This window comes from Luteibacter flocculans, assembly GCF_023612255.1.
Classification (GTDB): Bacteria; Pseudomonadota; Gammaproteobacteria; order Xanthomonadales; family Rhodanobacteraceae; genus Luteibacter; species Luteibacter flocculans.
This window is the reverse complement of sequence record NZ_CP063231.1, coordinates 3,175,274-3,188,378: the sequence shown is the minus strand read 5'-3', so window position 1 is coordinate 3,188,378 and position 13,105 is coordinate 3,175,274. Positions and strand designations below refer to the sequence as shown.

Annotated in this window: 15 protein-coding genes; 5 read left to right on the top strand and 10 right to left on the bottom strand. The window is 66.6% G+C overall.

Translation table 11 applies throughout. The features are described 5' to 3' along the window. Positions 1–46: 46 nt before the first annotated feature. The 7 genes from IM816_RS13815 to IM816_RS13785 all read right to left on the bottom strand — a co-directional run bounded on the left by IM816_RS13815 (position 47) and on the right by IM816_RS13785 (position 6,321). Positions 47–1,810 (bottom strand): M56 family metallopeptidase, encoded by a 1,764-nt coding sequence (locus tag IM816_RS13815; protein ID WP_250338515.1) that lies wholly within the window; start codon positions 1,808–1,810, stop codon positions 47–49. Position 1,811: 1 nt separating this feature from the next. Then, on the bottom strand, positions 1,812–2,198 hold the full coding sequence (locus IM816_RS13810; protein ID WP_250338514.1) for a BlaI/MecI/CopY family transcriptional regulator: 387 nt from the start codon (positions 2,196–2,198) through the stop codon (positions 1,812–1,814). Positions 2,199–2,541: 343 nt separating this feature from the next. Then, positions 2,542–2,937: an HU family DNA-binding protein gene (locus tag IM816_RS13805; RefSeq protein WP_072321789.1), complete on the bottom strand. Its 396-nt coding sequence runs from the start codon at positions 2,935–2,937 to the stop codon at positions 2,542–2,544. A 170-nt stretch (positions 2,938–3,107) separates the two neighbouring features. After that, on the bottom strand, positions 3,108–3,863 hold the full coding sequence (locus tag IM816_RS13800; RefSeq protein WP_250338513.1) for a molybdopterin-binding protein: 756 nt from the start codon (positions 3,861–3,863) through the stop codon (positions 3,108–3,110). Further along, positions 3,856–4,689: a cytochrome b/b6 domain-containing protein gene (locus IM816_RS13795; RefSeq protein ID WP_250338512.1), complete on the bottom strand. Its 834-nt coding sequence runs from the start codon at positions 4,687–4,689 to the stop codon at positions 3,856–3,858. Before IM816_RS13795 ends, IM816_RS13800 begins: the two co-directional genes overlap by 8 nt. Positions 4,690–4,753: 64 nt before the next feature. After that, positions 4,754–5,347 (bottom strand): nucleotidyltransferase family protein, encoded by a 594-nt coding sequence (locus tag IM816_RS13790; RefSeq protein ID WP_250338511.1) that lies wholly within the window; start codon positions 5,345–5,347, stop codon positions 4,754–4,756. After that, positions 5,344–6,321 (bottom strand): XdhC family protein, encoded by a 978-nt coding sequence (locus tag IM816_RS13785; protein WP_250338510.1) that lies wholly within the window; start codon positions 6,319–6,321, stop codon positions 5,344–5,346. The genes IM816_RS13790 and IM816_RS13785 overlap by 4 nt, the downstream gene beginning before the upstream one ends. 150 nt (positions 6,322–6,471) lie before the next feature. On the opposite strand from IM816_RS13785, the gene moaA reads away from it, so the two are divergent. The 5 genes from moaA to IM816_RS13760 are packed head-to-tail and all read left to right on the top strand — an operon-like array spanning position 6,472 to position 10,337. After that, positions 6,472–7,446, top strand: coding sequence for a GTP 3',8-cyclase MoaA (gene moaA / locus IM816_RS13780; protein WP_250338509.1), 975 nt, complete (start codon positions 6,472–6,474; stop codon positions 7,444–7,446). A 24-nt stretch (positions 7,447–7,470) separates the two neighbouring features. Next, the gene (locus IM816_RS13775; RefSeq protein ID WP_072321783.1) at positions 7,471–7,722 is read left to right on the top strand and encodes a MoaD/ThiS family protein; all 252 of its coding nucleotides are present in this window, start codon (positions 7,471–7,473) and stop codon (positions 7,720–7,722) included. A 2-nt stretch (positions 7,723–7,724) separates the two neighbouring features. Continuing rightward, a complete protein-coding gene (locus IM816_RS13770) occupies positions 7,725–8,210 on the top strand; it encodes a molybdenum cofactor biosynthesis protein MoaE (protein ID WP_072321782.1) in 486 nt (161 codons plus the stop codon). After that, complete coding sequence (moaCB, locus tag IM816_RS13765; protein ID WP_250338508.1) at positions 8,207–9,145, top strand: bifunctional molybdenum cofactor biosynthesis protein MoaC/MoaB; 939 nt, start codon at positions 8,207–8,209, stop codon at positions 9,143–9,145. Before IM816_RS13770 ends, moaCB begins: the two co-directional genes overlap by 4 nt. Position 9,146: 1 nt before the next feature. Continuing rightward, positions 9,147–10,337: a molybdopterin molybdotransferase MoeA gene (locus IM816_RS13760; RefSeq protein ID WP_250338507.1), complete on the top strand. Its 1,191-nt coding sequence runs from the start codon at positions 9,147–9,149 to the stop codon at positions 10,335–10,337. Between the two features lie 62 nt (positions 10,338–10,399). On the opposite strand, the gene IM816_RS13755 is transcribed toward IM816_RS13760, so the two are convergent. The 3 genes from IM816_RS13755 to lpxB form a co-directional block, all read right to left on the bottom strand. Beyond that, on the bottom strand, positions 10,400–10,765 hold the full coding sequence (locus tag IM816_RS13755; RefSeq protein WP_072321780.1) for a hypothetical protein: 366 nt from the start codon (positions 10,763–10,765) through the stop codon (positions 10,400–10,402). A gap of 397 nt (positions 10,766–11,162) precedes the next feature. Then, on the bottom strand, positions 11,163–11,816 hold the full coding sequence (gene rnhB / locus IM816_RS13750; protein WP_250338506.1) for a ribonuclease HII: 654 nt from the start codon (positions 11,814–11,816) through the stop codon (positions 11,163–11,165). 9 nt (positions 11,817–11,825) lie between these two features. Continuing rightward, a complete protein-coding gene (gene lpxB / locus IM816_RS13745; RefSeq protein ID WP_250338505.1) occupies positions 11,826–13,052 on the bottom strand; it encodes a lipid-A-disaccharide synthase in 1,227 nt (408 codons plus the stop codon). Between the last annotated feature and the right edge of the window lie 53 nt (positions 13,053–13,105).

Genomic DNA, 13,105 nt, shown 5'->3' with positions numbered 1-13,105 from the left:
CGCGAGCGCGCGAAGCCTTCCACGATACCGGAGCATGGCGCTTCCGTCAGCGCGCGGGTTCCGCGGCGTGGTCGCGGATCGCCTGGGCCATGATCGCACTTACTTCCTGCGCCGCCTTCCGCGATTCTTCCGCCTGGCGTCGATTACGGTCCGCCATCAATTTACCTTCCGCAGCGTTTTGACTGTCGAGTTCCGCGAGCTGCCGTCCGATTTCCGCCTGTTCCTTGCCGATCGCGGCGTGACCCGCGGCATACGCCGATGGATCGTGCGGACCGCTCGGGTCGCTCTGCTTGACGGCAAGCTCGGCCTGCCGCTCCGCGAGCTTCGCCATCTGCTCGTTCAGCATGGCCTGCCGTTGAGCGATCGACGCCTGTTTCTCCGCGCTCGCCGCCGTGACGTCGGCCGCCTTGCTGCTTCGCGCGTAGACGTCGTGGATGCGCTTCACATAGGCAGGGTCTCTCACGATCCAGGCCTGCTTACCGTCCTGATACCAGGCGAAATCGCCGGAACCCTTCTTTTGTGCCGCCGCGCGGCGCACGTCCGCGTTGCTGCCGTTCATCACTTGGATGTCGTTGCTGAAAAAGACGAACGCCTGGTTGCCATCACTGTTCCAGTCGCCCGTGAAAAAGCTGCTGGTCATCGGTGGTGCGGGTGGTGCGGGGGGCGGACCCGCGGGACGCGCGGCGAGAGGCGCTGCCGGTGCAGCTGGCGTCGGCGACAAGTTCGGGTGAGGCGCGGGCGCCGCTGGTGCCGCTGGTGCCGCTGGTTCCGCCGGCGCGGCGGGTGAAGGCGCCGGTGCGGGGCTGGGGGAAGCGAACACCCCTGTGCGCTTGGTGCCCTGCTCGGCGGCGACCACGCGCCACGGCGTGACACCGACCACGGTAAGGACAGCAAAAATCGCCACAGTGAGCGCGCGGTGCGGCGCATCGGTCGCGTTGCCTAGCATGTCGAGTCTCCTCTTCAGGGTGCGGAACGTGGGGGACGCGCCGGGAAGCGCGTGGTGCGGGTGCGGCGCGATACCCAGGCGAAGCAGCAGGCGTCCATACGTTTGCGGTGCCTGGCGTCCACGCGCCACGACCAGCGCATCGCAGGCGGCCTCGCGGCAAAGTGCGTATTCGCGCGTGGCCAGATGCACGATCGGATGGAAGAAGAACAGCGAGCGGGCGAGCACCGGCACCCAACCCAGCAGCAGGTCGCCGCGGCGCACGTGCGCCAGCTCGTGCATGAGCGCCATGTCGAGCTCATCGTCGTTGAGGCGGTCGTCGAGCGGCAGAAGAATCGTCGGTCGCCACAGACCGGCGACCTGCGGCGAATCGACCTCGTCGCTCACCTTCAGGCGCGGCGATCGGCGCAAACCGAGTTCACGCGCCCGGCGTGCACAGAGCGTCTCCACGCGGACGTCGTCGTGCGGCAAGGCACGTTTCACGATGCCGACGAGTCGGTAGCCACGACGCGCGGCGACTATCCACTGCGCCAGCACGGCAGCTGCCCAGGCCGCGAGCAGAAGCGCGGCCCACGAAAACGTCGAGGTGGCGACATCCGAGGCATCCGGTGCTGCTGTGACGATGACCGGTGCAGTGACGACGACCGTCGTCGTTACGGCGGGCGGTAACAGCGGCAACGTCACAGGCGATGGAGCAAGCAGCCCGATCAGCAGCTGCGCCCCGAGCAACCACCACAGCGCGCTTCGGGCTGCCGCAGACAACGAAGGAATGAAACGGCAGGCCACGCCGACCAATGCGCCAAGGAGCACGGCCTGCAACGAGGCATACGCAAGCCGGGAGAGTACGGTATCGATCAGCGCGTCCATGTCAGCGTCCCTTGCGCCGGGACTGCAACGTGCCTACCAGAGCTTCCAGTTCCGCCAGTTCCGTGTCGCTGACCTGCCCCCGTTCCGACATCCACGCCACGAACGGGGACACGGAACCCTGCAAGGTCTTCTCGACAAAGCGCGCGACGGCGCCCGTCATGACCTCGCCCGTACCGTTGGTAGCGCTGTAACGGAAGCTGCCGTCGATCTTGCGGCGGGTGAGGTAGCCCTTGGCGCGCAGGCGCTCCATCATCGTAAGCACCGTAGACCGCGCGAGCCCGCGCGCTTCCCCGAAACCCGCCCAGACCTCCGCTACCGAACGCTTCGGCGTATCCGTGATGTACTGCAGAAGCGCGAGCTCCTGATCGCCGATCGTCTTCTTGGTCATGCGGCTGCTCCTGACTACATATGTAGGCAGGGTGCGCTTGACGACAGGTGTAGTCAAGTATGACTTGCGGCACGGGGGGCAGGGTGTGGGAGCCGCCATGGCGGCGAGAAGAGCTTGCTGGTGGGAGCCAGCCTGCTGGCGATGGGGTACTTGCCTCGCTGCTACTCCGCTTCGTTGGCTTGTCGCCACCAGGGTGGCTCCCACCTTTTGCTTCGTTGGTTTGTCACCGCCATGGAGGCCCCACAGCAAGGCGCTTTTCAGACGTCCAAAAAAAAAACCTCCGCCATGAGGCGGAGGTTTCGGGTTACCTCGTCGATCGCGGTGGACGCGCCACCGCGAGGGATCAGGCGGCCGCGTCCTTGAGCTTCTTCAGCGGACGGACCTTGACCTTGACCGACGCCGGCTTGGCCGCGAACCAGCGCTCTTCGCCGGTGAACGGGTCCTTACCCTTGCGCTTCGGCTTGGCCGCAACGGCAACCGAGGTGATCTTGAGCAGGCCGGGCAGCGTGAACGTGCCGGCGCCCTTCTTGTGAACCGACGCGGAGATCGCGCCTTCGAGCGAAGCCAGCACGGCCTTCACGCTCTTGCTGTCGACACCGCTCTGCTCGACGATGTGCGAGACGAGCGAGGACTTCGAAAGCGGATCCTTGATGGGCTTGAGGGCGGCCGGCGCCTTCGCAGCCTTGGCGGGAGCCTTGGCAGCGGCCTTCTTCGCCGCCGTTTTGGTGGTCTTGGCCATGGTTATCCTTGTCACTTTGTTCGAATGAGGCGGCCGTTCTGGCCGGTGCCCTGCGGGCGACTCACTCTAGCGTTGCTTTCGTCCGCTGAAAATAGGGTCCGACGAGTTTTTTTGCCTTTACAGCCCTTTTTTTCAGGGTCCGCGGTGACGCAGTGCGGAAAAAGCCTCGTTCAGATGCCTGCGTACCACTCGTAACCGTTGTCTTCCCAGTAACCGCCGTTGCCTTCGCCCACCTCCGCAAAGCTCGCGACCAGCTCGATGCGACGCAGGTACTTGGCGTGTTTGTAACCGAGCTGGCGCTCGACACGGAGGCGCAGCGGAGCTCCGTTCGCCACGGGCAACGGTGCGCCGTTCAGCGCATACGCGAGCAGGGTCTGCGGGTGGCGCGCTTCGACCAGGTCGATACTCTCGTAATAAGGCGTGTCTTCCTCGATGTTGTCGAAGCAATGGAACACGACGTAGCGGGCGCCTTCCTTCGGACCGACATGATCGAGCAGGGCAGCCAGCGGCGTCCCCGTCCACTTGCCGATGGCACTCCATCCTTCGACGCAATCGTGACGCGTGATCTGCGTGCGGGTGCCGAGCGACTTCAACTCGTCCAGCGACAAGCGGGTCGGTCGCTCCACCATGCCGTCGACTTCCAGGCGATAACCGCTGAAACCATCGCGCAGCAAGGCCTGGTAGGCCGGCGTATCGGGCATGGTGCTGCCGTTGGGCTTGAACACGGGCGAGATGTCGGCTTCGGTGAACTCCTTCGCCAGAGCGGTCGACGGCGAGAGAAATCGTTGCACGCGGCGGGTGACGGCTTCCGCCGATGCCAGTACCTTCGTGCCGGTTTCGCTTTCGGAAATGCGATCGCAACCGGCCAGCGTGGCGCCGCCGAGGGCCAGAAGAGTGCGGCGAAGAAACGTGCGGCGATCAGTCATGCGGGGATGCCTCGGGTTCATCAGGCGCCTTGCGTACGCGATACCAGCCGGTGAGCATGCCGCGAAGCTGGTTGATCGGGCCGCTCAGGAATACTTCGGCCACGTGGATCAGGACGAAGGCCACGAAGCCCATGGCGATTACGAAGTGGATCGTCCGTGCCGATTGCCGGCCACCGACGAGGTCGACCAGTCCGTGCAACACGGCATCCATGCGCGGCGACATCGCCAGGCCCATGAATACGATTCCCCCGCCGAAGACAAAGATGACCACGAGGTACGCCAGCCGCTGGAGCACGTTATAGCGAAGCGCCTCGTCGCCTTGCGGATGGCGCAGGCGCAGATGGTCGACGATGGACCGGCCGATACCTCGCCAGTCGCGGCGGGTGGGCACGAGGTCACGCGCGAGATGCCGGGTCGCGATCGACCAGCCGACGTAGGCGATGCCATTGGCGACGAAAAGCCAGGCGAAGAAGAAATGCCAACGTCGCCCCATGGCGAGCCAGCCGGGGCCCGGAATGGTGGCCCATGCGGGAAAACCTCGTGAGGTCCATTGCCCGTCGACCTTGCTCGCGCTTAGTACGCCGGTGGTATCGAAGGTATGGCGGCCGATTCGCGTCATGCCCTGAGGCGAACCTTGCGCATCCACGCCACCCTCCAGCGCCAGCACGGCCTTGCCTGGATCGGACCGTTCGCCCCAGTACAGCGCCGGATGGGCGTTGAAGATCTGCAGACCGCTGCCAAGCAGTACGCACAGGCAGATCACGTTGATCCAATGCATGACGCGCACCGGCCAGCGGTGGCGATAGACGAGGCGGGTCGCAGGCATCGCGTGGTTCCCGTGGCGGGGTGTCCTGAGTATGACCCGGTAATGCGTCTTTTTCTTGCGCGGGTTAGGCCGGGTGGTCCAGATCACCTGCTTCGATGGCGCGACGCATGTCGTCACGATCGTCGAGGTCGTCGGCCAGTTCGTCCGCCCGGACAGGGTGCGGAGACGTGTCGTGCCAGAGGCGACGGAATCCTTCATCGCCCTGCAGTGCCGTGGCGCGTTGGAAGGTGGTGGCGGTGAGTACGGCAGGTACGCCCTGGGCGCCGCCATAGGCAGTCACCGTGTCGCGAACGCCATCGTGTGCGTCGAGCAGCGCGGCAAGGTGATGCGACGCCAGCGCGAGTTGGTCGACCACGGTGACGAGCACGGGCCGCTGCCTGTCCGCCAGCATCGCCGCCGCGATGCGCAGCGAAGAGGCCATTCCCGTCTCCCAATCGGGATTGAAGACGAATTCGACGGCACAGGTATCCAGCGCCGCCATCACCGCGTCGGCATGAGCGCCCACGACCACGAGCGTTCGCATGGGCGAGGTCGCCAGTACGTGGCGTGCCGTCCGGGCCACCAGGGTTTCGCCGTCACGGGTCAGCAATTGTTTCGGTCGCCCGAGGCGACGGCTGCCGCCAGCGGCGAGGATCACGGCGTCGTGCGGGGCTTTCACGGCATCCGTGCGCGATCGCGCTGGGAGACCTGCGCCAGAATGGAGACGGCAATGCCGTGCGGCGTCTGCGCTCCGATCGGCAAACCGGCCGGAAGATGCAGCCGGGCGAGTTCGTCGTCGCCGATGCCGCCCTCCCTGAGCCGCTGCACACGCGTGTCGATCTTGTTGCGACTGCCCAGCACGCCCACCGCGAACGCGGGGGAGCGCAGTGCCCGAGCGGCGACGGCATGGTCCACTTCCGCGTCGTGGCTCAACGAATAGACGGCCGTACGGTCGTCGAGGACCAGCTCGGCAAGCGCTACCGGGAGCGACCGCGCATCGTAGGACACGAGGTCGAGCTCTGGCGGTGGCGTCTGCGGGCCGTGCGGACGGAGCAGCGTCACCTCCATGCCCAGGAACGGGGCAAGGCGCGCCACCGCGAGCGTGACCGGATCGCCACCCACCGCCACGATGCGCAGGGGAGGGCGCTGCACGATCGCGTACGTGTCTGCGTCGCCCTCGCAGACACCGTCCCGGATCTGCCAGGCGCCACTGGCGGCACTGGCGAAGACGGTGACCGTGCGTCGTTCTCGCCGTGCCAGGAGCAGGGCTGCGACGTAGGCGGAAGGTTCGACCAACTCGCGAACGAAGATACCGATGCGCCCGCCGCAACTGAGCTGGATGTCCACGACATCGCTCCCCACGCCGTAGTCGAGCAACCGGGGGCGGCCTTCCGCGAGCACCATCGCCGCTTCGCTGGCGACGGCGGCTTCGACGCATCCCCCCGAGACGTAGCCGGCGACGCGGCCGTCGGCCGCGATGACCATTTCGCTACCCAACGGCCGAGGCGACGGCCCTTCCGTGGTGACCAGGGTCGCCAGTGCCACGCGTCCGTCGTGAGCGAACTGCCGTAACGACGGCAGCAGGTCTTCGACGAGAGCGTAATCAGGCCAAACTGGCCAGGCGGGAGCGGGGGAAGGGTCCGTGGCGTTCATGGGGGAAGTCTGGCATGAATGCGAGGGCGGTCGTTGAATGGTGGAAGGATGCAAGGCGTTCGTGGGCGAAGTCTGGCAGGATGGCCGGAGTAGCAGCGTGACGCAGCGGAAACTCCCGCCTCACGCTCCCCGTGCTTTGCTAAGGCGACCATGTCACCCCTCATCGACCGCCACGGACGTACCAAGCGCAAGCTGCGGATTTCGCTTACCGACCGCTGCAATTTTCGCTGCACCTATTGCATGCCGGAGCATCCGGACTGGTTGCCGCGCGCGAGCCTGCTGGAGCGGCACGAGATCGTGCGCCTTGCGGGCCTGTTCGTCGACCACGGCATCGACCAGATCCGGCTGACCGGCGGCGAACCGCTGCTGCGTCGGGATCTCACTGAATGCGTGCGAGCCATCGACGCGCTTCGCGAGCGCGGGCTGTCGCGTCTGTCGATGACCACGAATGCCTCGCGCATCGCGCCGAAGGCTCGTGAGCTCGTCCAGGCGGGCATCGACGATTTCAACGTGAGCCTGGATGCGATCGATCCGGACACATTTCGCCGGCTGACCCGCCGGGAGATCGCCCCGGTGCTCGATGGCATCGCTGCGCTTGCCGATGCCGGCGCGACGATCAAGCTCAATGCCGTCGTCGTTCGTGGTGACAACCACGAGGACGTGGTGCCTCTGCTGGAGTGGGCGATGGCGCGCGGTCTGTCGCTGCGTTTCATCGAATACATGCCGCTGGATGCGCCGGGACAGTGGAAACGCGATGCCGTGTTTTCCGAAGCCGAAATGCTGGCGGCCATCGCGGGCTCCCATCATGTGGAAGCGCTGCCGCGGGGCAGTGATCCGGCCACGCCGTACCGGGTGGACGGCCGCTATCCTCTTGGCATCATTTCCACCGTGTCCAATCCGTTCTGCGCCACCTGCGATCGTCTACGAATCACGGCCACCGGTGAGCTGTTCACCTGCCTGTTCTCGCCGATCGGCACGCCGTTGGGCGCACGCCTGCGCGAAGGCATCGACGATGCCACGCTCGCGGCGCAGGTCGCACGGGCCGTATGGCTGAAGGATGCCGGCTATGCCTCGCGTCCCGGCCCGGTGGATCGACCGCTGACCATGCACGCGATGGGTGGCTGACCCGCCCTCGTCGAAGGAACCACCATGACACCGATCGTTTTCGAACTCTATGCGAACCTCGAGCGCCTGGCCGGGGAAAAGGAATGCCGGATCGACGCGGGCGACGAGCCACGCACGGTCGCCGATGCGCTGGCGCTGCTGGCGCAGGCACGCCCGACATTGGCCAGCTCGCTCGAACGCTGTGCCTGTGTGTCAGGCGATACCATCATCCGCCGTGCCGATCCGTTGCCTGCCGATCGGCGCATCGCATTGCTTCCGCCGGTGGCGGGAGGCTAGGCATGGCGCACGACGTTCTCTCACACCAGCCTGTCACCATCGAGCCCCTGCTGGAACTCAGCGACCATCCCGAATGTGGTGGCCTCGCCTTGTTTGTCGGCACCGTGCGCGACCACCACGAAGGCCGCGCCGTCCGCCATCTCACGTACACGGCGCACGAGCCGCTGGCAGCCAAGGTCATTCGCGAGGTCGAACAGGCCACACGCGAGCGCTATGGCGTGCCGTACGTGCGCATCGTGCATCGGCTGGGCGACCTTTCCATTGGCGACGTCGCTATCGTGTGCGTCGTGCGTGCGCCGCATCGCGCCGAGGCGTTCGATGCGTGCCGCTACGCGGTGGATGCGGTAAAGCACGGCGCGCCGATCTGGAAAGAAGAGTTCTACGCGGATGGAAGCAGCGCCTTCGTCGAAGGCTGTTGCATCCGTGACGACCTCGACGACGCCGCACCAACGCCGCACCGCCACCACTCCCATACGAGCCACGGATGAAAGACGTCAGCCAGAAACCGGACTCCCTGCGCGTTGCCCGCGCCACCGCCACCTTGCATGCGCCGGCCACCTGCATCGACCTGCTACGCACGGGCGACACGGAAAAAGGCGATCCGCTGAAGACGGCACGTGTCGCGGGCATTCTTGCCGCCAAGCGCACGGACGAGCTGATTCCGCTGTGCCATCCGTTGCCGATCCATCGCGCCGACGTGCATTACGAACTGGCCGATACGTCCGTGCGCGTGATCGCCGAGGTGCAGACGATCGGCCCGACGGGCGTGGAGATGGAGGCGTTGACCGCGGCCAGTCTGGCCGCGCTCACGCTGTACGACATGCTGAAGCCCTATGCGGAACCCGATGAGCTGCACATCGAGGACTGCCGCCTGGAACGCAAGACCGGCGGCAAGTCGCACTATCGCCGTACGCTCGCGACGCCGCACAGCGCGGCGGTGGTGGTTCTGTCGGATACGGTGGCCAGTGGCGCGAAGCGCGATACCGCGGGTGCGTACGTGCGCGATGCGCTGGTCGAGGCGGGATTCGCCCCCGTCGAGTATGCGGTGATTGCCGACGATGCCGCTGTGCTGGGCGATCTGGTTGGCTCGCTGGTGGATGGCGGTATCGCGCTTGTGATCACGGTGGGCGGTACGGGCCTCGGTCCGCGCGACATCACCGTCGATACGATCCGCCCGATGCTCGACGTCGAGATCCCCGGCATCATGGAAGCGGCACGCGCCTTTGGCCAGAAGCGCATGCCGTTTGCGATGCTCTCCCGCGGCGTCGCAGGCTACGTGCGCGACACGCTCGTCGCCACGTTCCCGGGAAGCCGTGGCGGCGCCAGCGAATCGCTGGCCGCCACGCTGCCGGGCCTCGTCCATCTGCTGGAGACCGGGCGCTCGGGTGGCCGGCATCCCGGTGGCTACGGCGAGGGTCACTGAGGTGGCGCTCCTGCCGATCCACGCGGCATTCGAACACTATCGGACCTCGGTGCATCCCCTGCCGACGCACCACATTTCGCTCGAACTGGCCTTGGGTGCGGTGCTGGCGGAATCGCCAACGGCGCGCGTCGCGCTGCCTCGGTTCACCCAGAGCGCCGTCGACGGCTATGCGGTTCGCGCTGCCGACGGAATGGCAGCACGGTTGCTCGTCGGTACCTCGGCAGCCGGGCAGCCCGCTGCGGTATCCGTAGGGCCGGGCCAGGCGGTGCGAATCCTTACCGGCGGCGCGATCCCCGACGGCGCCGACGCCGTGGCGATGCAGGAAGTCGTGGATCGCCACGACGATCGCATCGTGCTGCGTGAACCTGTCCGTTTGGGCAACGCCATACGCCACGAAGGCGAGGAGCTGACGATCGGCACGGTGATCGCGGAAGCGGGTCAGCGGATCAACGCCGGCCTGGTGGCCGCTCTGGCGATGGCCGGCGTCGGTTCGGTGGAAGTTCGTCGTCGGCCGCGTATCGCGGTGCTTGTGACCGGGGACGAGGTGGTGCGGGTGGGCGAGCCGCTGTTACCGGGACAGGTATACGACGCCAACGGACCGCTGCTGCGCGCGTGGTTCGTCGAGCACGGTTACGGCGAGCCCGTCGTGGCCTATGTGCGCGATGACGAAGCCGCGCTCGAAGACGCCATGAGTGCGGCGCTCGACAGCGCGGACCTGGTGATCACCAGCGGCGGCGTATCGGTCGGCGATCGCGATTTCGTTCCACTCGTCGCCGATCGACTCGGCGTGCGCAAGGTGTTCTGGAAGGTGGCGCAGAAGCCGGGCAAGCCGCTGTGGTTTGGCATGCGCGAAGGCAAGGCGTTGCTGGGTATGCCGGGCAATCCGGCCGCTGTGCTGGTGTGCCTGGCGGTGCATGCGCGTGCGGTACTGGGCTTGCTGGAAGGTGAAACCGGAACGCAACCGGCCTGGCGCACGGGCGTGCTGGCTTCGGCCGTACCGGCGGATGCGCAGCGCGACCGGCTGGTGCGCATGCGTCTGGACGTCACGAACAGCACGGCGGTATTGCACCTGCTGCCGCACCAGGAATCGCACATGCTGAGCAATCTCGCCTCAGCGCATGCGTTGGCCTGGCTCCGCGCGAGCGATTCGGCATTCGCCGCGGGCGACACGGTGCCCTGGATCGAGATCTGACGTACCGACGCCAGGGGCAGCGATGCTCGCTGCCCCTGGCGCCGGTTTGAGCCGAAAGCGTCTTACCAGGCCTTCACGTCGGAAACGACGACGGTGTAATCCTGCATGTCCGGCGAATAACGGAACAGGCGGCCGAGGTCGAAGTCGACGCTCTTGCCCGGCTCGATGTTCGAGGTGCCGGCGGGCCAGCCCTGCTTGCTCGCGACGACCTTACCGGACGCGTCCTTGGCGTCGATGCGGATCTGCGCGGCAGCCGGCTCGCCGCACTTGTTGACGAGGTTGCCCTTCATGCTGAAGCGCGGCTGGCCCGAGCCCTGCTGCAACTTCACGGCAAAGCCGTCGATGGCGAAGTCCTTGGCTGCGCAAGCGGCGTTGGCGGACAACGGGGCGGCGACGAACAGGACAGCGGCGATGGCGATCTTCTTCATGGGTGTTACCTGTCGATAGGGGAAAGGTGCACACCCTCAGGGGAGGGCGTCAGCTTTCGTATCGGCAGGGGCCGAAGGGACTTTAGGGGTTGTCCGACAGCCGCGGCCGGGGATGCTCTGAACAAGTTCTCGCAAGCGCCACCGAGCCTGTCTGTTCGCAGATCACAGGGGCGTCGGCGAAGGCAGACTGGCCGTCTGTTGAGCCGGCGCACCGAAGAGCTGCGGACAGACAGGCTCGGCCCTCACGCATAAACACAAAGGGATAGGGTGACGTCAGGAAGGGCCGCCAAGGCGCCCGCGTCGCTTGGAAAGGGGACCACCCTTCCCGGCGCGACGCAGCCACCTTGGCAGCCCTTCCTGACGTCATGGCGCTTGCGATAACTTGTTCAGAGCGTCCCTAGACCGCGGCGGCGAAAAGGTCCGCCATGGGTTGGTCCACTGTGTCCGGTTCGAACCAGCGCTTCACCGGAGCGAAGCTGCGTCGATGGATGTCGCAGGGCCCCAGTCGTTGCAGGGCTTCCAGGTGCTCGGGCACGGCATAGCCTTTGTGCTTCGCGAACCCATAGCCGGGATGCACGGCCTCGATGGCCTGCATGTGCCGATCCCGGCTGACCTTCGCCAGGATCGAGGCGGCACTGATCGCCGGTTCCGTCGCGTCGCCCCCGATGACGGCGCGGCCCTCGCAGGGGAGGATCCGCGGCAGGCGGTTGCCGTCCACCAGCGCGATCTGCGGAGCCATCGACAGGCCCATGAGCGCGCGGGTCATGCCAACCATCGTCGCCTGGAAGATGTTGATGCGGTCGATCTCGTCACGTTCGACGAAGACCACGCAATGGGCGAGGGCGCGTTCCAGGATGCGATCGTGCAGCTTTTCCCGAACGGCCTCGTTCAGTTGCTTGGAGTCGTCGAGGCCGCGGATTGGCCGGGCGGGGTCGAGAATGACGGCGGCCACCACGACCGGGCCGGCCAGCGGGCCGCGTCCAGCCTCATCTACCCCGGCGATGATGAGATCGCGGGCGAGTTGCGAGGTGACGTTGCGCTTGCGGGGCATCGGCAAAGCCTAGTGCGCGGGCGCGCTTGCGGGCAAGCCGGCACGGGCCAGCAACTCCGCGATCGCCTCGGCAGCGTGGTCCGCGGCCCGGCCGTCCAGGCCGCCGCGCAGTTCCTGATGCAGGTATTCGAAGGCGGCGACGATCTCGCCGCGGCGTTCGCTGTCGGCCAGGAGGTCGAGCGTGGCCTGAGCCAGATTGCCGGGGGTGCAGTCGTCCTGCATGTATTCCGGGACCAGCGGTTCGCGGCCAAGCCCGCAGGCACGGGCGAGGATGTTCGGCAGGCTGTAGACGTCGGTTTTCAGCATACGCAGGGCCTTGGCGATGCGATAGCTGGTGGGCGATACGCGGTAGCCGACGACCATGGGTCGCTTGGCCAGCATCGCCTCCAGCGTGGCCGTCCCCGAAGCGAGCAGCACCGCGTCCGACGCGAGCATGGCCTCGTGCGCGCGGCCGTCCGTGAGCAGAGGGGGCGTGCCGGGAAAACCTTGGAGCAGGGTTTCCAGGCGCGCGTGAACCCGCTCGTTGGCCGCCGGCACCACGATGCGCACGGCAGGCATGGCGGCCGCGACACGTCTGGCGGCCTCGATGAAGATGGCTCCCACGCGCTCGATTTCGCTCGGGCGGCTGCCGGGCAGGACGGCGAGGACGGGCGCGTCATGAGGAAGACCGAGGGCGTCGCGGGACGCTTCCCGATCGGACACCATCGGGAAACGGTCGGCCAGCGGATGACCCACGAAGCGTGCGTCCACGCCATGGCGTGCATAGATGGCCGGCTCCATAGGGAACAGGCAAAGCACGCGTTCGGCGGATTCGCCGATCTTTGCCGCGCGCTTCTCCCGCCACGCCCAAACCGACGGGCTGACGTAATGCGCGGTGAGGAAACCGGCCTGCTTGAGCTTGCGCTCGACGCCGAGGGTGAAATCCGGGGCGTCGATGCCGATGGTGATCGACGGCTTCGCGGCGACGAGGCGGGCGAGCAGCTCCCGGCGCAGGCGGAGCAAGCGCGGAAGATGCTTCACCACTTCGGCGAAACCCATCACCGACAACTCGCGTATGTCGTACCAGGACTCGAAGCCTCGCGCAAGCATGCGCGGGCCACCGATGCCGACGAAGCGCGCAAGCGGGTAACGCTCGCGCAGCGCATCGATGAGATCGGCACCAAGCTGGTCGCCCGAGTCCTCGCCCGCGATGAGCGCGATGAGCGGAGCATCGGACGAGAGCATGGTCTGCTGCATGGTAGGGGTGGTCTCCCGCAGCCGGCGAGGCGGCTTTGTGAAGCGTCGGCGCC